General features: G+C 59.7%; 13 protein-coding genes. 6 read left to right on the forward strand and 7 right to left on the reverse strand.

The window, feature by feature from the left end:
* Positions 1-61: 61 nt before the first annotated feature.
* The 3 genes from HU722_RS13790 to HU722_RS13800 form a co-directional block, all read right to left on the reverse strand.
* Complete coding sequence (locus HU722_RS13790; RefSeq protein WP_065876406.1) at positions 62-1366, reverse strand: ATP-binding protein; 1305 nt, start codon at positions 1364-1366, stop codon at positions 62-64.
* The gene (locus HU722_RS13795; RefSeq protein ID WP_065876405.1) at positions 1363-2103 is read right to left on the reverse strand and encodes a response regulator; all 741 of its coding nucleotides are present in this window, start codon (positions 2101-2103) and stop codon (positions 1363-1365) included. The genes HU722_RS13790 and HU722_RS13795 overlap by 4 nt, the downstream gene beginning before the upstream one ends.
* Before the next feature lie 144 nt (positions 2104-2247).
* On the reverse strand, positions 2248-3651 hold the full coding sequence (locus HU722_RS13800; RefSeq protein WP_065890844.1) for an aminotransferase-like domain-containing protein: 1404 nt from the start codon (positions 3649-3651) through the stop codon (positions 2248-2250).
* Between the two features lie 123 nt (positions 3652-3774).
* Here HU722_RS13800 and HU722_RS13805 point away from each other — a divergent pair, with 123 nt between their 5' ends.
* The 3 genes from HU722_RS13805 (at position 3775) to HU722_RS13815 (ending at position 6826) form a co-directional block, all read left to right on the forward strand.
* Entirely contained in the window at positions 3775-4407 is a 633-nt protein-coding gene (locus tag HU722_RS13805; protein ID WP_065890845.1) for a LysE family translocator, read from the forward strand.
* Positions 4408-4489: 82 nt separating this feature from the next.
* Positions 4490-5548 carry a diguanylate cyclase gene (locus tag HU722_RS13810; protein ID WP_186755091.1) on the forward strand — a complete coding sequence of 353 codons (1059 nt, stop codon included), beginning with the start codon at positions 4490-4492 and terminating at the stop codon, positions 5546-5548.
* Positions 5549-5596: 48 nt separating this feature from the next.
* Positions 5597-6826 carry a M20/M25/M40 family metallo-hydrolase gene (locus HU722_RS13815; protein ID WP_065890847.1) on the forward strand — a complete coding sequence of 410 codons (1230 nt, stop codon included), beginning with the start codon at positions 5597-5599 and terminating at the stop codon, positions 6824-6826.
* A 289-nt stretch (positions 6827-7115) separates the two neighbouring features.
* Here HU722_RS13815 and HU722_RS13820 read toward each other — a convergent pair whose 3' ends face one another.
* From HU722_RS13820 to HU722_RS13835, 4 genes are all read right to left on the reverse strand, one after another.
* Complete coding sequence (locus tag HU722_RS13820; RefSeq protein ID WP_065890848.1) at positions 7116-7505, reverse strand: hypothetical protein; 390 nt, start codon at positions 7503-7505, stop codon at positions 7116-7118.
* Positions 7505-12160: an RHS repeat-associated core domain-containing protein gene (locus HU722_RS13825; protein WP_225930699.1), complete on the reverse strand. Its 4656-nt coding sequence runs from the start codon at positions 12158-12160 to the stop codon at positions 7505-7507. Before HU722_RS13825 ends, HU722_RS13820 begins: the two co-directional genes overlap by 1 nt.
* 134 nt (positions 12161-12294) lie before the next feature.
* Positions 12295-15378, reverse strand: a complete 3084-nt coding sequence (locus HU722_RS13830; RefSeq protein WP_065873236.1) for an efflux RND transporter permease subunit — start codon at positions 15376-15378, stop codon at positions 12295-12297.
* A gap of 2 nt (positions 15379-15380) precedes the next feature.
* The gene (locus HU722_RS13835) at positions 15381-16487 is read right to left on the reverse strand and encodes an efflux RND transporter periplasmic adaptor subunit (RefSeq protein WP_065889449.1); all 1107 of its coding nucleotides are present in this window, start codon (positions 16485-16487) and stop codon (positions 15381-15383) included.
* Between the two features lie 101 nt (positions 16488-16588).
* On the opposite strand from HU722_RS13835, the gene HU722_RS13840 reads away from it, so the two are divergent.
* The 3 genes from HU722_RS13840 to HU722_RS13850 all read left to right on the forward strand — a co-directional run bounded on the left by HU722_RS13840 (position 16589) and on the right by HU722_RS13850 (position 19982).
* Complete coding sequence (locus tag HU722_RS13840) at positions 16589-17794, forward strand: multidrug effflux MFS transporter (protein WP_065889451.1); 1206 nt, start codon at positions 16589-16591, stop codon at positions 17792-17794.
* A gap of 76 nt (positions 17795-17870) precedes the next feature.
* A complete protein-coding gene (locus HU722_RS13845; protein WP_065880439.1) occupies positions 17871-18737 on the forward strand; it encodes a pirin family protein in 867 nt (288 codons plus the stop codon).
* Positions 18738-19049: 312 nt separating this feature from the next.
* The gene (locus HU722_RS13850; RefSeq protein ID WP_065875287.1) at positions 19050-19982 is read left to right on the forward strand and encodes an IS110 family transposase; all 933 of its coding nucleotides are present in this window, start codon (positions 19050-19052) and stop codon (positions 19980-19982) included.
* Positions 19983-20128 lie beyond the last annotated feature (146 nt).

Consider the following 20128-nt stretch of genomic DNA (forward strand, 5'->3'; position numbering starts at 1 on the left):
ATCGCCGGCAAGCCAGCTTATACATTCGGACTGAGTAAGGCTTAGGGAGCCCGACTCAACCTCACACACTGATCTTGATCTGCGCGCACAATCCGCCTTCCGGGCGGTTACTCAAGGTCAGCGAGCCACCAATCGCCACCACCAGTTGCTGGGCAATCGCCAGCCCCAGGCCGGTGCCGCCGGTGCCACGGTTGCGCGAGCTTTCGATGCGGTAGAACGGCTGCATCACCTGCACCAGTTCGTCCTCGGCAATGCCGGGGCCGTTATCCAAGACCTTGATCGACAATTCCCCGTTGGCCATCGAGCCCACTTCCAGTTGCGCGGAGCCGGCGAATTTCAGGGCGTTGTCCACCAGGTTCACCAGCACACGCCGCAGAGCGTGGGGGCGGGTGTCGAGGACCACCGCGCTTTTGCCGCTGAGGCTGACGTGTTTGTGCATGTCTTGGTAGTCGAACACCAGGCTGTCGAGGAACGCGTCGAGGTTGATGCGGTGGCTGGCTTCGGTCGCACCGTGGACGCTGCGCGCATAGGCCACGCCTTCGCGTACCAGGTGTTCCATCTCGCTCAGGTCGCCCCAGAGTTTGTCGCGGTCGGCGGAGTCGTCCATGAATTCGGCGCGCAGTTTCATGCGGGTGATCGGGGTTTGCAGGTCATGGGAAATGGCCGCCAGGATCTGCATACGTTCCTTGAGGTATTCGGCGATACGTTTTTGCATTTCATTGAACGCGGCGGCGGCATGCGCGACTTCGGTCGGGCCATTCTCGTCGAGCAGCGTGGGATGTGCGTTGGGGTCCAGGGTTTCCACCGCGCGGGCCAGGCGCGTCAGCGGGCGGATGGCCAGGCGCACGGCAAACCAGGTACAGCCGAGCAGCAGTGCCAGTTGCAGCACCAGTACCACCGGCAACCAGTAGGCGACGGGGACCATCGCGGGGCGCACGTCGATGGTGATCGGGCTGCCATCCGCCAGGGTCAGGTGCGCCTGGAAGTGTTTTTGCAGGCCGGGGATGTCGCGCAAGGTCAGCGCGTAGCGTTCACCCAATGCATCAGCAATCGAGGTGGCGGCCATGGGCACAGCGTTGCTGCTCATCGGCTCACCGGTTTCGCCGTCGTCGAGCAGGTAGCGGTAATTCTGCCGGTCGAGACGCGGTAGCCAGCTGGCGCGCTCGTTGGCGGGCAGACGGTCGAGGATCGCCACCGAGGTGGACACATCGTTTTCCAGGTTGCCCAACATGGCGGTGCGCGCGCTGATGTAGCGCTCGTAGAACTGCGCACTGAAAGACAGGCCATGGGCGCAGACCAGGCTGATCAAGAAGATCAGCGACAACTGCGACGCCAGGGTGCGGGGCCAGCCAAGCTTGAAGCTCATTGATCGGCCCCGAGGATTTTCACCGGCAGCGAGAACACATAGCCCTCGCTGCGCACCGTCTTGATATAGGCCGGTTCGCGGGCGTCATCCAGCAGGCGCTGGCGCAGGCGGCTCACCAGCAGGTCGATGGAGCGGTCGTACAGGTCGGCGTCGCGGCCCTGGGTCAGGTTGAGCAACTGGTCGCGGTTGAGCACGCGTTGGGGGTGGTCGAGGAACACCCGCAACAGGCGGTATTCGGCGCCACTCAGGGCCACCAGGGTGTCGTCCGTGTCGAGCAGGTGGCGTGCGGTGGTGTCCAGGCGCCAACGGCCAAACCGGAGCAAACGACCGGTCTCGCTGATGATCAGGTTCGGCGGCAACATCCGTGTGCGGCGCAGTACCGCGTTGATACGTGCCAGCAGTTCACGGGCGGCGAACGGTTTGACCAGGTAATCGTCAGCGCCCATTTCCAGGCCGATAATGCGGTCGGTTTCATCGTTGCGCGCGGTGAGCATCAGCACTGGCGTGGCCTTGTGCTTGCCCACTCGCAGCTCGCGGCACAGCTGCAAGCCGTCGTCGCCCGGCATCATGATATCCAGCACGATCAAGTCCACCGGGGTGGTGTCGAGGAAGCTGCGCATCTGGCGCCCGTCGGCGACCACGGTGGTGCGCAGGCCGTTTTTCTTCAGGTAGTTGCCTACCAGTTCACGGATCTCCCGGTCGTCATCGACAATCAGGATGTGATCGACATGATCCATGCTGCCACCCTCGTTAAATACTCAGTGCGCGCAGTCTAGCCATTGGCGCCGCTGCTGCCTTGTGCCCTTTGTATTGCAGTGTATCTGGCGATAATGAGATACACGACGAAGCAAAAAAACGCTCAACGAACGTATCGGCCTGCGCTAGAGGGCGCTACCCAGCAGCGCCTCAAACACCTGCTGCACCCGTGGCTCGTCACTGTGGGCCACATTGAAGCGCATCAAGTCGCGGTGCGCCGGGTCATAACCAAACAGCGCGCCCGGCGCCAGCACCATGCCTTGTTTCAATGCCGCCTGGGCCAGCTGCTCGCCGTTGATCCCAGGCGGCAGGTGCGCCCAGATAAACATCCCGCCTTCGTAACCCATGGGTAATTCGCAGCCGCAACGCTTGAGCCATTGCTCGACCCGCCCACCGGCCTCCATCAAGCGCTGCACCATGCGCTTGCGGTGCTTGGCGTAGCTGCCTTCGCTGAGCATGCGGTACACGATCTGCTCGAACAGCTCCGAGGTCACGCCGCCGCTCATCAACTTCATATTGGTCAGGTTGGCCGCCAATTGCGGCGCGGCGACCACGAAGCTGACACGGGCGTTGGCGCTGAGGATCTTGGAGAACCCCGACAAGTAGGTGACTTGGTCCAAGCCGGCGAGGGCAGCCAGGCGCGGCGGTGGGTTGGGGTGCAGGTCGCCGTAGAGATCATCCTCGACGATATGGCAATGGTAGTGCTGGGTCAGTTGCAACAAGCGAAACGCTTGGCCAGGGCTGAAGGAGTGGCCGGTGGGGTTCTGCAGCACGCTGGTGGTGAGGTACAGGCTGGGTCGGTGTTCGGCCAACAGTTGTTCAAGTGCAGTAAAATCAAAACCGTCGGGGCGGCGCTGGATCGTCACGACCTTGACCCCATGCAGGGCCAGGTTGGCGTGGAAGTTGAAGTAGCATGGCGTATCCAGCAGCACGGTGTCGCCGGGGCGCGCCAGCAGGCGCATCAGCATGTCCAGGCCTTGCACGGTGTTGGGGGTGGTGATGATCTGCTCCACCGATACCGACAACCCTTCGCCGTGGAGTTTCTGTTGCAAGGCCTGGCGCAACTGTAATAGCCCGGCCGGTGTGCCCAGCCCGGCGATGCGCAACGAGGGCGCACGCACCACGCTGCGCATGGTTTGGCGAATGGCTTCGCTGTCCAGCCACGCTTCCGGCAAGTGGCCGCCACCGGGGCGCAGGTCGCCATATGCCGTGGCAAGCGGGCGGCGCAGTACGCTGAGCAGGTCCTGAGGCAGTAAATCAACCCAGTTCGCCGTGGCCGGGCGCACGCGGTCTATTGCTACGAAATAGCCACGACCTTGACGGGAGGTCAGCAGATTGCGCCCGCGCAGACGGTCGAGGGCTTCGTTGAGGGTGAATTTGCTCACGCCCAGGGTCTGGGTCAGCTCGCGCACCGACGGTAACTGGCTGCCGGGCGCCCATTCACCGTTTTCGATGGCCTGGCTGAACGCCTCCACAATCTGTTGCACCTTAGAGGTGCCCTCTATAAAGGCAATGGCCGATACGAACATGCAAATTCCTTGTCTTTGCCGGTTATTTTACCGGTGAAGTTCGGGCGAATTAGGCCTCACTTTACCTGCCCTGCGCAACGCCCACTGCCTAGACTGCTGGCTCTCTTCCTCGGGGCCCCGGCCATGACCAGTGCGTTAACCCTCTCTTCGTTTCTCTACTTCCTGCTGTTTTGCGCCACCATGACGTTCAGCCCTGGCCCCATGACCCTGCTGCTGTTGAGCCTGGGCTTGCGCGACGGCCTGCGCCGTTCGATCCCGGCGCAGGTCGGTGCCAGTGTGTCGTACCTGATATCGATCCTGATCTTCGCCGTGGGCTTCTCGGAGTTGATCAAGGGCAACCTTGCCATCACCCAGGGCATCCAGATTGTCGGTGTGGCCTACATCCTGTACCTGGCCTACAAACAGTGGACCAGCAGCGGCCCGTCGATCGACCGCGTCGGCGCTGTGGAGGGCTCGCGCAGCCTGTTCGGCAAGGGTTTGCTGACCGGGTTTTCCAACCCCAAGACCCTCATCATGTTCAGCGCAGTGTTCCCGCAGTTCGCCGGGACCGGTGGGCAGGGTTCGACGGTGGACATTGCCATCCTTGGCATGACGTTCCTGGTGCTGCAATTCGCCAGCGGCTGCCTGTATTGCTACTTCGGCCAGCGCATCAAGCATGTGTTGGAAAACCCCAAGCGCCGCGTGGTGTTGCAGCGGGTCACGGCAGTATTGCTGCTGGGCGTGGCGCTGATGCTGGCGCGAGGCTTTTCCCACTGAGGGTTTTGAGCTTATGAAGGGTAGTGGCGATTTGCCGGTACCCTGATAGACTCCAGGCAATCACTCAGGATTTCATCTCATCATGTCAGCTGCAGAAGGACACGGGCTTCGGCTTGCTTCACGGCTGTACAAATCCCGTACCCTCGGGCTGACGCTAGGCTTTGTGTGCGTGGTGTTCGGGATGTATCCGCTGGACCCCGCATGGTGGGTGTGGGCCTGGATGGTCATCAACGCGTTTGTCTGGCCGCACCTGGCGTTTCAACTGACCTTACGCACCGCCAATGCACTGCGCAGCGAACGACGCCACCTGCTGTTCGATTCGTTTTGCGGTGGGTTCTGGGTCGGCGCCATGCACTTTAATCCACTGCCCAGCGTGACCACGTTGTCGATGATGACCATGAACAACGTGGCCATCGGCGGTCCCCGCTTCATGCTGGCGGGGTGGGTGGCGCAGGCGCTCGGCATCGGCACCTCGTTACTGTTATTCGCCCCCGCTTTTATCGCGGTGACGACCCAAACCCAACTCTATGCCTGCCTGCCGATCCTGATGCTGTATCCGTTGGCATTGGGCTGGATCTGCTATCGCCAGGCGGTGACGCTGGCGCGCCACAAGCGCGAGCTTTTGGCGCTGAGCCGTACTGACAGCCTGTCCGGCCTGCTCAATCATGGCGCCTGGAAGGATCACCTTGAAATCGAATTCCAACGCTGCCGCCGAGGTTTCTCACGCGGCGCCATCGCGTTGATCGATATCGACCACTTCAAGACCATCAACGACACCTACGGCCATGTCACCGGTGATATCGTCCTGCGCCAATTGAGCAAAGTCCTGCGCCAGAACCTGCGCGCCACCGACCTGGCCGGGCGTTACGGTGGTGACGAATTCTGCGTGATCCTGCCGGACATGCCGCTTAACCGCGCCACCGAAGTGATGGACGCGTTGCGCGATCGCTTCAACGCCCTGGCCTACGCCCAGGACCCGACCTTACGTGCCAGTTTGAGCATCGGCCTGGCGCCGTATCAGCCGACCCATGCCGACTCCACAAGCTGGTTGAACGACGCCGACCAGGCGTTGTACGAGGCCAAGAGCAGCGGGCGCAACCGCGTCAGCTCCACGAAGGGGAGTTGGTTGCGATCGGTCTAGTGGGGTAGGGTGTGGCGGCACCCTCCCACAAAAAACAAGGATCGGTTCATGCACTTCAACTTCCCGCGTACTCTCCTGGCCGCCACCCTGGCCTTGTCCTTCGCCGTGCCGGCCTACAGCGCCGAACCCCATAAACAGATCCAGGCGCAGTCCGAACAGTACAAGGCCGAAGCCCTGAAATTGCTGGAACGCCTGGTGAACATTGACTCGGGTTCGGGTTATGAGCCGGGCCTGACCCAAGTGCGCGACATCGCTGTTGATGAACTGAAACAACTGGGCTTCAGCATCGAGTTGGTACCGGATAAAGCGGCCAATAACAGTCATGTGGTTGCCACGCTCAAGGGCACCGGCAAAGCCAAGATCCTGCTGATGGCCCACATGGACACCGTATTCAAGGAAGGCTCGGCCGCCGAGCGACCGTTCCACATCAAGGACGGCCGCGCCTATGGCCCCGGCGTAATGGATGACAAGGGCGGCATCGTCGCCGGCATCTACGCGCTCAAAGTCCTCAAGAACCAAGGCTTCAAGGACTACGCACAAATCACCTTCCTGCTCGACGCCAGTGAAGAAACCGGCTCCGACGCCGCTTCTGAACTGATTCGCCAAACCGCCAAGGCCCACGACGTTACCCTCAACCTCGAACCCGGCCGCCCAGCCGACGGCCTGGTGGTCTGGCGCAAAGGCAGCGCCACTGCCTTGGTAGAAGTCAAAGGCAAAGCCGCCCACGCCGGCGTCGCCCCGGAACTGGGCCGCAACGCTGCCATGGAGGTTGCGCACCAGATCCTGCAACTGGGCAAGCTGGGCGATGAAGAGAAGAAAACCACCATCAACTTTACCGTGCTCAAGGCGGGCGACCGTACCAACGTGATTCCTGACCAAGCTACCGCCAAGGCTGACGTGCGTGCGGCGTTGCCGGAAGAGTTTGATCGCATCGAGAAGGACTTGGCGCGGGTGTCGGCGAACAAGCTGATCCCGGACACGGAAGTGAAGACCACCCTGCAACGCGGCTTACCACCGATGCCGCAGACGCCGGAGTCGGACAAGTTGGTGGCGATTGCCCAGGGGATTTATGGGGAGTTGGGCAAGAAGCTGACGATTGAAGGCAGTGGTGGGGCGGCGGATGCGAGTTTGTCGGCTGGGGTTGGGACGCCGACGTTGGATGGGTTTGGGATTGTCGGGGGGGGTATTCATACGGCGGAGGAGTATGCGGAGGTGGAGAGCGTGGCGCCGCGGGTTTATTTGTTGAGTCGGATGATTATGGAGCTTTCGAAGCGGTGATCTCTGCTGATTGAGGTTCTCTTGTAGTGAGCAGGCTTGCCCTGCGCTGGGCTGCGAAGCAGCCCCAAAACAGCCAATGCCTATTTAACTGAAAATACCCATTGTCTGTACTGGGGCCGCTTCGCGGCCCAGCGCGAGCAAGCTCGCTCGCCACAGGAGGGCGGTGTGGCCTTGAAGATTGGAGTTACCTGTTAATTGGTATTTGAGGATGGCTTTTTCGAGAGCGTCTTCATGACCTCGTTGGCTAACCGATAGGTATCGCCATTAAATATAACTATCTTTATTGGCTTTATGCCGAGATTACGCAGTTATGGTCGTCCAAATGTATCAAGAACGTTAGCTCGCTATCTGTCACCCAAAACGGATAACCGGTTGTTTCCCCTAAAATATCTGCAAGATCATGCGAGTTGTTGATTTTCCATGCTCTATAGTCAGTGTCGAAGACCATTAGTGTCAGATCTGTCTTTTTTATACGGTCCTTTATTTCTCGCCAGAAATTTGGGTTGTGTTCGCTACTTATGTTGTTGAACTCCATAGGATCTAATAGGGTGTTTTCGAATTTGAAAAACTTTTTAGTTAAAGCGCTTATTAGTTTGTTGATGTCTTCCGCGGTTAGCTTCCTGTGTGCGATTTTCAGCGCAATGACTGCTTCGTCTATTTCTGCTTCCAGATAATTCATCAACGTACTCCTATTTTTGAGCGGCTAACTGGAAGCACTTTGAGCAGTATGTGCCCTCTTACTGCTCCTCCATCGATTCTTTTTCCGTGAGTCTGATAGCCAATATGTGGTGACTGCGGACCTTGTTTACTAGGGACTAGCGTAGGGTCATCTATATTCACTTCTGCGCCTTTCTTTGGGCCTTTCTCAACCCTCCATTCGGTTGGAAAAGATTTTCCGTATTTGTCCTTTCCCCACTTTGTCACGCTGTAGTCATCCTTTGGTATACCTGTTCTGCGAAAGGCCTCATCCAAACCTTTATGCATTTGCTCATGACCATTGCCATTTTGATTGCGCCAGTCTAGATCGACACCAGCATTTAATTCCCATTCTTTTTTTGCACTCTGTTGAGGGCAATTCGTAGGCGTACACGCTAGTCCTAGTGGGTCGACCCACCCGGTAGGGTTATGCACGTACTGGTACGCATTGATCCCACCCGCCAATTTCACCGGATCGGGCGTCAGGTAACGACCAATATCCGGATTGTAGTAGCGGTGGCGGTTGTAGTGCAGCCCGCTTTCCGAGTCGAAGTACTGGCCTTGGAAGCGCAGCGGGTTGTCGACTTTTCCTATGTCGAGGCGGGTGATTTCGCCGTAGGCGCGGTAATGCGCGGACCAGACGATTTCGCCATCCGGGGCGGTGAGTTCCTGTGGGGTGCCGAGGTGGTCGAGTTGATAGTGGTAGGGCTTGGTTTCTTTTGGGCCGAAACCTTCCAGTAGCACCAGTGGGCGAAAGCTGTCGGGTTCGTAGAGGTAGCTGCGGTGGTGATCCGCGTGGTGTTCGGCGATGAGTTTGTCGCCTTGCCAGAAGAACTCGGTGGTTATGCCGTCAACGGTTTTGCTGATGCGGCGGCCAAACGGGTCGTAGCGGTAGCTGGCGGTTTGGCCGTTGGGTTGGGTGAGGCCGATCAGGCGGTGCTGGCAGTCGTAGCGGTATTCGGTGACGAGTTGCTGGCCTTTGCCTCGGCGTTCACGGATCAAATTGCCGAAGGCGTCGTAGTCGTAGTGGCGGTCGCCTTGGATCATCAGGCGGTTGCCGGCGACGATGTCCGGGCCGGGGCGGTCTTGCATGAGCAGGTTGCCGGCCGGGTCGTGGCCGAAGCGTTCCTGCTCGCCTTGGGAGTGATCGGCTCGGGTCAGGCGGGCGAGGGGATCGTAGTGGTAGTGGTGTTCGCCTTTGCGAGTGTCGAGCAGGCGCGTGAGGTTGCCGGCTTTGTCGTAGTCGTATTGGCGTTGGTAAAGGTAGTGTTCCTGTTGGGTAACGGCGTGGGCGTGCAGGCGTTGCTGATCGTCGTAGTGGTAATGGCTGATCAGTTGGCCTTGCTGGCGTTGGTGTTCCTGGCCGGCTTTGAACAGGTGCGAGGTGAGGGTTTCACCGTTCAAGTCGACAGTGGCCAGATGGCCGCCTTTGTCGTGGTTGAAGGTGAGGCGGTTGTTGTCGGGCAGGCGTAGCTTTTGAAGTTGGCCGCAGGCGTCGTAGCCATAGCGCAAGGTGCCCCAGCCCTGGTGTTCGGCAGTGAGGCGGTTTTGCGGGTCGTATTCGTAGGCCAGCGCCCAGTGGCCGTCGTCGACGCTTAGGAGGTTGCCTTGGCGGTCGTAGGCGTAATCGACGATGTTGCCGTCGGGCAGGGTTTTTCTTACAAGTCGACCGGCATGGTCGCGCTCGTAGCGGGTGACTAGCTGACTGCCATCGTCGCCGTGTTCGGTCTTTTCTTGCAGGTTGCTGTTGAGGTCATAGACGTAAGCGGTGCGCTGGCCGTCAAACCCGGTTTCCTGTTGGATCAGGCCGTTGCTGTGGTACTGGAGCCGGTAGGTTTCACCGACTTCGTTTTCGATTTCGGTCAGCAACAACCGCACGTTGTCGTAACGGTATTTGACCTGGGTGCCATCCGCATTGATGCGGCGGCTGATCAGGTGCAAGCCATCGGCATATTCGTAACGGGTGACGTGCCCCAGTTCATCGCGTTCGGAGGTGATTTTTCCGTAAGCGTTGTAGGAATATTTGCGTGTGTCACCGCTCGGCAAGACGATTTGGACTAATCGCCCAACGTTGTTCCACTCAAATTGTGTGAGCGCGCCGTGCTCATCTTCTTGGGTGGTTCTCCGCCCAAGGTCGTCATAGCGATAGCGCTTGATTCCGCCATTCGGCAATTGCTCTTCCAGCAACTGCCCACGCTCATTCCACACCAGCCGCTGACAGCTGTGATCGGGATACCAAACCTGCGTCAGTTGTCCCTGTTTGTTGTAGCTGTAGTCCGTGGAATTACCGTCTGGATCGGTCCTGCGCGTTACGTCGCCCTGGTCATTGCGCTCATATTTCCAAACCGCCAGACCCCGCCTTACAACCCGTACGAACCCATTCTCATGCTCGTAGGAAGTCGGCTCATCATCCCCCGGAAACAACGCCAACAAGCGCCCAGCTTCGTCATACTGATACGCCGTCACCGCCCCCAGCGGATCCTGCTCAACCGTCAGCCGGCCTTTGTTATCGTAGGATTTGAAATGCTCAGCACCATCCGGATCCACCCGCTGCACCAGTCGCGCCCGCTGGTCATGCACGTAGACTTCCTGGCTGCCATCGGCGTTATGAACCGTGACCTGCCCGTCGTCATCCCAGACATACCGCGTGTCCATCTGCGAAAAGCTCGCCCAATGCCGGACACACCGCGCAGCCTTGCCAGACCGTTCCCATTCCCAAAAGAAACTCGCCCCACCGGCCAATCCGCGCTCAAGAATGACGTGCTGATCGTCGTACCGATAAACCTCACTTTCGCCTACAGCGTTAGTCGCTGAAACCAACCGACCAGCAGCGTCATAGGCGTAGGAAACAACGTTCTGCTCCGTCACCCAGACAAACGGACCGTCATCCACAGCCCGCTCAATCTGGTAATCCACCGCGACAATGCGGCCCGACGCATAGCGCAAAAACAACGAGCGCCCCACACCGTTATCCAGCCGCTCGATCTGCCCCAGGTAGTTACGGAAAATGCGCAGCCGGTTGTCATATGCATCGCTGATCGCTGTCAGCACACCGTCGCGGAAATGGTAGAAACGTGACCCTTGAGCCAGCACTAACTCATCAGGCAAAGACCCCAGGTAGATCGCCGCTTCGGCCAGGCTGTTGGTGATCGCGGGTCGAGAAACAGACGGCAAGGGCAGGGTAGTCGAGCGATTCTCATGATCCGTCCAAACGACCGAATCACCAGAAACACTAAGTCGATGCGCCAGCGAGTGACTCCAGCCAAACCCCAACCCGCAATCCACTTCCACCGCACTGGTGCGGTACAACCGGGTCCATTCAAACGGCAAGATCCCATCGAGCGCACCATCGGTCAGCGTCAGCAATTCCTCCCCGGTAACCATCGATACCGGGCAGCCATTGGTCGCGGTCTTATCCGCAGAAGCCGTCGCATCCCCCGCCGGATTTTTCGAACCAACAGGCACATCGTCCACAGGCTCCTGCCGCACCAACACCGTCCGCTGGGCCTTGTCCCGAACCATCGGCACCGGATTGGAAACCACCTGATCCCCAGCCTTCAACGGCACATCCGGAATCACCTTGATCGGCGTCCCGGCGCCCCCCAGTAACAGCGGCTTGGCCGCTTCAACATGCTGTTCCAACCGCGGCCCGACAAGCTGATCAGCCAACATCTCCAGCCATTTGCGTACCCGGCCGGACTTGATATGGCCTAACACCTGCGTACCCAGGCGCACGGTGACACCCATGGCACCCGCTACCCTCACCAGCAGCAGCGTGATCAACACCTCGCCGGTAATTTCGCCCATCACTTCGTTCATTTCTTGTGGCGGCAACATCCGTATCCAACTGGATATCGCCGACAGGTAGATGAACATCAGAGGCTCATCGCTGACCACCAGCAGACCACGGGCCAGGGTGTCTTTGCCTAGTTTCAGCAGTTCATCAAGTTCGGTCTGGGAGACGTATTGCAGCCACTTCTCACTGTTGGCCCGGATATCCGCCAGCAGGTCGTACAGTTGTGTGAAATTGTCCCAAAGGCTGTAAAGCGCCTTACCCATTCCCTGAAGAAATGCCTTCTCCAGCATCCTGCGTTGATCAAGCGGGTTGGCGTCTGTGTAGTCTTTCCACTGGGCTTCGAAAGTGCTTTTCCACTCGTTGCGCAGGCGAACTTCCAACGCATCAATCACCGATTGATAAGACGCATACAGCGCTCGGACATGATCCTTGGAAACATTGGGGTAAAAGCTGACCCGATACTGCTGGTTACGCTCACACTCGTTGATTTCGAGAATGCCGCTCGGGCCGATGGTCTTGTGAACAGGCTCGCCCAGTGGGCCGCCGTTGGGATCGACGCGTTGCAGCATCACCGGCGTGTTGCCGATGGGCACGAATCGCGTGCTTTGAAACATGTGCACCAGGGTTAACGTGCCGTTGGCCTGGCAGGTAGCGGTGGTGGTACTGGGATAAAGAGAACGGTTGATCGGCGCGACCAACGCTACCTCATCCCCAACCTTGAACACCTGCTCGATATCCAGCGCGGAAAAGCTCCAGAAGCTTTCCGCCCAGTCATCAAACGTGTTCAGGCATTCACGGAAATCGAGAAAGACGGCCTCGACATCGACCGTCTTCACATCCATTGGCGTCAGGGCCAGCCTGCCAATGGCCGGGTTCAAGAAACAGCTCCAACAACAGAAAAGTCCATCTGCAATCCCTCGCACTGTGTATTCAGGCGAGGGACTTTGCAGACCTTTTCAGCGGAGGGGAGTAGAGCTTATCCGGCGGTTATGTGGGAAGTTTCGACAGCTTTCGTCTTCTCTCGCCCAAGCACCAAACTGCACAGCGCCGGCAAAAACAACAGCGTCAACACCGTCCCCACCAACACTCCGCCAATCAGCACAAAGGCCAGGGACGACCAGAACACCGACAACGTCAGCGGAATAAACGCCAACGCCGCCGCCAATGCGGTCAAAATCACCGGCCTGGCGCGGCGCACCGTGGCTTCGATGATCGCCTCGCGAATCGGCATGCCGTGGTCCTGGTTCTGACGGATCTGGTCGGTAAAAATCAGCGTGTTACGCATCAGGATCCCGCCAATCCCGATCAAACCCAGGATCGCGTTGAACCCGAACGGCTGGTTGAACAGCAGCAAGGTCGGCACCGCACCGATCAATCCCAGCGGCGCGGTAGCGAAGACCATGAACATCACGCCGAATGAGCGCACCTGAAACATGATCACCGTGAGGGTCAGCAAAATCATGATCGGGAACAGCGCAGCCAGGGCGACGTTGGCCTTGGCGCTTTCTTCGACCGGGCCGCCGATGTCGATCTGGTAACCGGCGGGCAATTTCGCGATCAGCGGTTGCAGGTCTTTGTAGACGGCCATTTCCACGTCGGGCGGTTGCACGCCGTCGATGATGTCGGCGCGTACTTCCACGGTGGTCGCGCGGTCGCGGCGCTTTAGGATCGGTTCTTCCATCACCGCCTGGAAATGCCCGACCTGGGCCAGCGGTACCGAGGTGCCGGCGCTGTTGGTCAGGGTCATGTTGTTGAGGTTGCCGAGGTTCTCGCGCTGGCTGCCCTGGGCGCGCGCAACCACGGACACCGTGCGGTTGCCTTCGCGCACTTCGGTGATGGGGTTGCCGCTGAGCAAGGCATTGAGCTGGGATTTGACCTCGTTGGGGGTGAAGCCGAGCAGGCGCAGGCGGTCCTGATCCAGTACCAGGCGATAGCCGCTGGTGCGCTCGCCCCAATCAAGGAAGGCGTCCTTGGTCATCTTGTTAGCTGCGACGACCTTGCGCACGTCTTCGGACACGCCGCGCAGTACGTCCAGATTCGGACCTGAAACACGGAACACCACCGGGAACGGGACGGGCGGGCCGAACAGCAGTTGCGTCACGCGGACCCGCGCCGAGGGAAACTCACCGGCGGCAATTCGCTCGCGCATGCGCACTTTCAATGCGTCGCGGGCATGAGAGTCCGGGGTCTGAACGATCAGTTTGGCAAACGCCGGATCGGGTAACTCGGGGTTCAGCGACAGGAAAAAGCGTGGCGCACCGCCGCCGACATAGGTATCTACCATTGTGGTTTGCGGCTCTTGCAGCAGCGCTTTTTCCAACTGTGCGGCCACCGCCTCGGTGCTTTTGAAGGCACTGCCGGGCGGCATGTACACCTCGAGGATCAGCTCGGAACGGTCGGAGTTGGGGAAAAACTGCTTCTTCACCACACCCATGCCCAGCCCGCACAGCACAAACGCGGCCACCACCAATCCGGTTACCAGCCAGCGCTGACGCACGCAGGCTTCGACCAAACCCCGTAGTTTCTGGTAATAGCGTCCGGCGTAAATCGCGTCGTGGCCGCCGGGCACCGGTTTGATCTGCGGCAGCAGCTTTACGCCCAGATACGGCGTGAACACCACCGCCACCAACCAGGACGAAATCAACGCAAAGCCGACGATCCAGAAGATATTGCCGGCATATTCCCCGGCACCCGAGCGCGCAAAACCCACCGGCAGGAAGCCAATAATCGTGACCAACGTCCCGGTCAGCATCGGTGCGGCCGTAGAGCTCCAGGCAAAAGTAGCGGCATGAATGCGGTCGAAGCCTTCCTCAAGCTTCACCACCATCATCTCGATGGCGATGATCGCGTCATCCACCAGCAAACCCAGGGAAATGATCAGTGCGCCCAGGGTGATGCGGTCGAATTCGCGCCCGGTGAGCAGCATGATCACAAACACCACCGACAAGGTCAGCGGCACCGCTGCCGCCACCACCAGGCCCACCCGAAAGCCCAGTGCCAACAGACTGATCAGCATCACCACCGCCAGGGCGACGAAGAATTTCAGCATGAATTCATTGACTGCCAGGCTGATGTTTTTTGCCTGGTCCGAGACTTTGGCGAAATTCACGCCCAAGGGCAGGTCGGCCTGGATTTTGGCCTCCTGGGCCTTAAGGCTTTTGTCCAGTTCCAGGCCGTTCCAGTGCTTCTCCATGATCACGCCGAGCATCAACGCCGGGTCGCCCTGGTGGCGAATGCGGTAGCTGGGCGGGTCTTCATAGCCACGGCTGACGGTGGCCACATCGGCGATGCGCAACACGCGGCCATTGACTTCCAGCGGTACGTTTTCGATCAGCGACAGGCTGTCGAAAGCCCCGTCGATACGAATATACGCGCGGGCGCCGGCGGTCTCGACAAAGCCCGAGGGCGCTACCGCGTTCTGCGCGGCGAGGGCGGCAAAGATCTGGTCCGGCTTGATGCCCAGGGTCGCCAGGCGCTCATAGGAAAACTCGACAAACACGCGCTGCGCTTGCTCGCCGAGGATATTGACCTTCTTCACCCCCGGCAGGTTAAGGAAGCCCTGGCGCAGTTCTTCGGCCATCTGCACTTGTTGCCGATGCGGCAAATGCTCGGCCTCCAGGGCATACAACGCGAAGTACACATCGGAATATTCGTCGTTGAAGAACGGCCCGATCACGCCGTTGGGCAATCGCGCCGCTTCATCGCTGAGCTTTTTGCGGGTCTGGTAGAACAGGTCCGGGACGTCGCTGGGGCGCGCGGATTCCTTATAGGTCATGCGCATCGATACAAAGCCCGGTTGGGCGATGGTCTCGACACGGTCGTAGTAGTCCAGTTCCTGCAAGCGTTTTTCCAGGCGGTCGGCCACCTGTTCCTGCATTTCCTGCGCCGTCGCGCCGGGCCAGGCGGCGGTGATGGTCATCACCTTGACCGTGAACAACGGGTCTTCGGCGCGTCCCAGCTTGCCGAACGAGAAGACCCCGGCCGCAAGGATCGCAATGATCAAAAACAGCGTGACCGCGCGGTGTTTGACCGCCAGTTCGGAGAGGTTGATGCCGCGCATACTCAGTTGTCCTGTTTGCGGTTGAGGGCCAGCACTTGCGCAGGCAGCAGGCGCACCGCGTCACCGCTGTGCAGCAGGTGCGCGCCGAGGGCGACGATGATCTGGCCGGGCGTCACGCCGCTGTCGAGCAGGGCGTCTTCCTGGCCAAGACTGGCGACTTTCACCGGCGCGAAGCTGACCTTGTCATCCGCGCCGATCAGCCATACGCCAGTGCCTTGTCCCGAATCCTGCAGCGCGCCGATGGGCACCCGGGTTTGCTGCGCCTGCCCGTTGCCTTGCAGGCGCACGGTGATGGTGGAGCCGAGCGCAAACCGGTCGACGGCGCCATGCAGTACATAACGCGCGCGGTAGGTGCGGGTGACCGGGTCTGCGCTGGCGGACAGTTCGCGCAGGGTGGCGGTCACCGCCTGGTCCGGGGAGCCGAAGGGAGAGGCCAGGGCTTTCTGTGAAGCCTGGGCGCGGCTGTTTTCCGGCAGGTTGACGATGGCTTCGCGGGCGCCGTCATGGGCCAGCCGCGCGACGATCTGCCCTTCGACCACCACCTGTCCTCGGTCCGCTCGTACGTCGGTGATGATGCCGTCGCCATCCGCCTTGAGCACTGAATAGGTGCGGCGGTTTTCGATCTGGCTGGCGTCGGATTGCGCCGCGGCCAGTTCCGCTTCAGCGACGCGCAGGTTGGTCGCCGATTGGTCGAAGATCTGCCGCGATACCGCACCGGTACTGGCCAGGCGCTGGTAGCGGTTTTCATCGTCGCGGCGCTGGCGAAGTTGCGCCTGGGCGGCGTTGACGCGGTTTTTAGCCGAGCGCAGGGCCAGTTCGAAGTCACCGATGTCCAGCACCAGCAGGGTATCGCCACGGGACACGTGCTGGCCCGGATCGACCTTGCGCTCGATAACCTTGCCACTGACCCGAAAGCCCAAGTCGCTTTCGGTACGTGCTGCCACCACACCGGTATAGGCGCTTTGCTGGGTGCCGGCGGCTTCGACTTTGGCGGCCAGGACCGGGCGCGGCTGAGGCACTTCAGCAGCCGTGTCGGCCTGGCTGTTACAGCCACTGAGGATGATCAATAGCGCCAGGGGCGTGAGAAGACGCAGGGGGAGAGGGTGCATGGCGGGCTCCGGGGTAACCATAGGGCAAAAAATTATGGACATAATTTTTCGCTCATATTATGGTCGAAATATAAATTAATCCAGCCCCCCGGATGCCTCGCATGACAAACGCCCCGGTCCCACCGCGCAGCTTGTTGTTTTTACTGGTGGCCCTGACGGCACTGGGTGAGGTTTCGACCCAATTGATCATCCCCGGCCTGGGGGCCATCGAACAGGCATTGGCAGCGCCAACGGGGTCGGCACTGATGTCACTGTCCGCATTTGTCGCCGCTTTCGGCCTCGGGCAACTGCTGTTCGGCCCGCTGTCGGACCGCATTGGCCGGCGCCCGGTGCTGATCGGCGGCCTGGTGCTGTATGTGCTGGCCACCTTGTCGATGTTGCTGGTCCACGACATTCATCAGTTCATCGCCGCCCGCGTGCTGCAAGGCCTGGGCGCCTGCGCCGCGTTGGTTTTGGCGCGCACGGTGGTGCGTGATGTGTGGAAGGCCGAAGCCGGCCCGGCCCTGGCGCTGACCATGATCGGCATGCTCTACGCCATTGTGGTGGCCCCGATGGTGGGGGGCCTGCTGATTAAATTGTTTGGCTGGCACGCGCCGATCCTCCTGGCGCTGGCGATTGGCAGCGTGGTGCTGCTGTTGGCCTTGCTGTTCTTCCGTGAGAGCAACCACTACCTCGATCCCAAGGCCGCCCATTGGCGCACCCTCGGCGGTCAATACCTGGATCTGCTCAAGGGCCGCCAATACCGCGCATTCGCCGTGGCCCTGGCGTGTACCTATGGCGCCATGTTTGCGGTGATCGCCGGTTCATCCGCGGTGTTTATCAACTTGCTGGGCTTCAGCAGCCTTGAATACGGCATCAATTTCGGCCTGATCGTGTCGATGCTGATCGTGGGTTCCACCTACACCCGACGCAACATCATGCGCCTGGGCCCGCAGCGGATTGTGGCGATGGGCGTGACAATGGTGGCCATTGGCGGGGTGTCGGCGCTGGTCATCTATGCGCTGTTCGGCCTGTCGGTCCTCGGCCTGGACATCCCGATTGCCCTGGTCACCCTCGGTGGCGGCCTAGTATTACCGGGCTCGGTCACGGGCGGGGTTATGCCCAACGCGCATCGCGCGGGTTTGGCTGCTGGCTTGATGGGGTTTGCGCAGATGTTCGGTGCGACCTGCAGCGGTGTGTTGTTGAGCCAATTGCGCGATGGCAGTGCCGCGCCGATGATCATTATCCAGGCGTGCTTTGCGGTGGCGGCATTCGTCGCGTTTCACCTGCTGCGTCAGCGCCAGGCCAAGGGATTGTCCTATACATAGGACGAACAAGGTCGCTTTTGCCGGCTAGTCTTCAAGCGTTGGCAGACTTATGGTGTAGGCACTTTGGAGGTACACCATGAAAAAACTTATCGGCATCTACACCAGCCCCCGCGCCCATTGGGTCGGCGACGGCTTTCCGGTACGCACACTGTTTTCCTACGACAGCATGGGCAAGCACATCAGCCCATTCCTGTTGCTGGACCACGCCGGCCCGGCTGATTTCACCCCGACTGAACAACGTCGCGGCGTCGGCCAACACCCCCATCGCGGTTTTGAAACCGTGACCATCGTCTACGACGGTGAGGTCGAACACCGCGATTCCACCGGCGCCGGCGGCAAAATCGGCCCGGGCGACGTGCAATGGATGACCGCCGCCAAAGGCATTCTCCACGAGGAGTTCCACTCCGAAGCCTTCGCCCGCAGCGGCGGTGCGCTGGAGATGGTGCAACTGTGGGTCAACCTGCCGGCCAAGGACAAAATGGCCGACGCCGGTTACCAGACCATTGTCGACGGCGACATCCCGGTATTGCCACTGGCCAACGACGCCGGGCAACTGCGCCTGATCGCCGGTGAATTCGCCGGCAGCCATGGCCCGGCCCGCACCTTCACGCCGATAGACGTGTGGGACGTTCGCCTCAACGCCGCCAAGCCAGTCACCCTGGACCTGCATGAAGGACGCAACACTGCACTGGTAATTCTGCGTGGCACGGTGCTGGTCAATGGCGAGGAGGTAGCGCGTCAAGGGCAATTGGCGTTGTTCGAGCGCGCTGGCAGCCAGCTCAGCCTGGAGGCCAGCGACGACGCCAAGGTCTTGCTGCTGAGTGGCGAGCCTATCGACGAGCCGATCGTGGGGCATGGGCCGTTTGTGATGAATACCGAGCAGGAGATTCATCAGGCGTTTGCTGATTTCCACGCAGGCAAGTTCGGGCAGATGCACGCCTAGGGAGCGACCACAGCTCTAATGTGGGAGCGGGCTTGCTCGCGAATGCGGAGGATCAGTCAAAGATATTCCAACTGAACCACCGCATTCGCGAGCAAGCCCGCTTGTGTCTTGAACCAGGCTTAAACTGAAGGTGAGAGCGGTGAGTGACAAGCTGAATGCCCGAAGTGCTTAAAGCACGTGTGGGAGCCCATGCTGTCACTCACCTCTCCACTCTGGTCATTGAGCCCGAACAGTTGAACGAGCCCACCTCGAACAGTTACAAGCGTGGGCCAAGCCAGAGCGCTCTCACCTTGAGTGTAAGAGGATTTGGCTATGTTTTCCTATCCAGCAGGTATTGATGTCTCCAGCGGTAGCCTCGAGATTCGGGTTGATCAACTGGATGTAGCGATGAGTTGTTCCAATTCGCAGAGTGATTTTCCTGGGTTAATTGGATGGCTAACCCTGCATCGCGTGGGTCGAGTGTTGCTGGAGGCCACTGGCGGTTACGAGCGCAAAGTCATGAAAGCGCTTCAAGCTGCGGGCTTTGAAGTCATACGGATCAACCCTTGCCGAGCCAAAAGCTTTGCCCGGGCTATGGGGCAACAAGCCAAAACCGATCCGATAGATGCACGCCTTCTTGCGCAGTTCGCAGCGGTCATCAAATCGCCCGATAGCCGGGTTACCAGCGCCGAGCAGGATGATTTGCGCGCCCTAGTCCAACAGCGAGAGCACTTTGTTCAGCAAAGAGATGACGACAAACGGCGGCTTAAAACGGCCTCCTCTGACGTGGTCAAGCCTGCGCTGCAGAGTCATATCGACTATTTGCAAAAAGTGCTGAAGGAGCTGGAAAGCCTGATCCGCCAAAGTACAGAACGTCTGGATCGTAAAAAAGTAGCCCTTCTGTGCTCAGTCAAAGGCATAGGACTTGTTACAGCGGCCAGCTTGATGTCCTATCTTCCGGAGCTAGGCGAGGTGGGTAGACATCAGATTGCAGCATTGAGCGGCACTGCGCCCTACAACGACGATAGCGGCAAGCACAAAGGCAAGCGTCATATCAGCGGCGGCAGGTTCGCCGCGAGGCGCTCACTGTATATGGCCTGTTGGTCAGTGATCCGGTTTCAGCCTGAGTTTGCCGCGCGATATAAGGCGCTGCGCGAGAAAGGAAAATGCGCCAAAGTGGCACTCATCGCGTGTATGCGTGTTTTGCTGGTACGCCTAAACGCAATGATCCGTGATGGATCTGAATGGAAAGAGCACGCCGCCTAAAATCCTGCGGTAGCTATTTCCTAAAGCAGTTACACGGAGTACAGCCGTGGGAGCGTTGCCGCCTCTGGAAAAAATGGCTTGATGAAAACCATCAAGACAGTTGCTCCCACATTTTGTCCTGCGCTATACCCCATCTCTTCATTTCA

It is taken from the genome of Pseudomonas tritici (assembly GCF_014268275.3).
In the GTDB taxonomy this organism is placed as follows: domain Bacteria; phylum Pseudomonadota; class Gammaproteobacteria; order Pseudomonadales; family Pseudomonadaceae; genus Aquipseudomonas; species Aquipseudomonas tritici.

Coding starts and splice junctions, on each gene's coding strand:
- HU722_RS13790 (WP_065876406.1), bottom strand. CDS start 1,366: ATGAGCTTCAAGCTTGGCTGGCCCCGCACCCTGGCGTCGCAGTTGTCG.
- HU722_RS13795 (WP_065876405.1), bottom strand. CDS start 2,103: ATGGATCATGTCGATCACATCCTGATTGTCGATGACGACCGGGAGATC.
- HU722_RS13800 (WP_065890844.1), bottom strand. CDS start 3,651: ATGTTCGTATCGGCCATTGCCTTTATAGAGGGCACCTCTAAGGTGCAA.
- HU722_RS13805 (WP_065890845.1), top strand. CDS start 3,775: ATGACCAGTGCGTTAACCCTCTCTTCGTTTCTCTACTTCCTGCTGTTT.
- HU722_RS13810 (WP_186755091.1), top strand. CDS start 4,490: ATGTCAGCTGCAGAAGGACACGGGCTTCGGCTTGCTTCACGGCTGTAC.
- HU722_RS13815 (WP_065890847.1), top strand. CDS start 5,597: ATGCACTTCAACTTCCCGCGTACTCTCCTGGCCGCCACCCTGGCCTTG.
- HU722_RS13820 (WP_065890848.1), bottom strand. CDS start 7,505: ATGAATTATCTGGAAGCAGAAATAGACGAAGCAGTCATTGCGCTGAAA.
- HU722_RS13825 (WP_225930699.1), bottom strand. CDS start 12,160: ATGGATGTGAAGACGGTCGATGTCGAGGCCGTCTTTCTCGATTTCCGT.
- HU722_RS13830 (WP_065873236.1), bottom strand. CDS start 15,378: ATGCGCGGCATCAACCTCTCCGAACTGGCGGTCAAACACCGCGCGGTC.
- HU722_RS13835 (WP_065889449.1), bottom strand. CDS start 16,487: ATGCACCCTCTCCCCCTGCGTCTTCTCACGCCCCTGGCGCTATTGATC.
- HU722_RS13840 (WP_065889451.1), top strand. CDS start 16,589: ATGACAAACGCCCCGGTCCCACCGCGCAGCTTGTTGTTTTTACTGGTG.
- HU722_RS13845 (WP_065880439.1), top strand. CDS start 17,871: ATGAAAAAACTTATCGGCATCTACACCAGCCCCCGCGCCCATTGGGTC.
- HU722_RS13850 (WP_065875287.1), top strand. CDS start 19,050: ATGTTTTCCTATCCAGCAGGTATTGATGTCTCCAGCGGTAGCCTCGAG.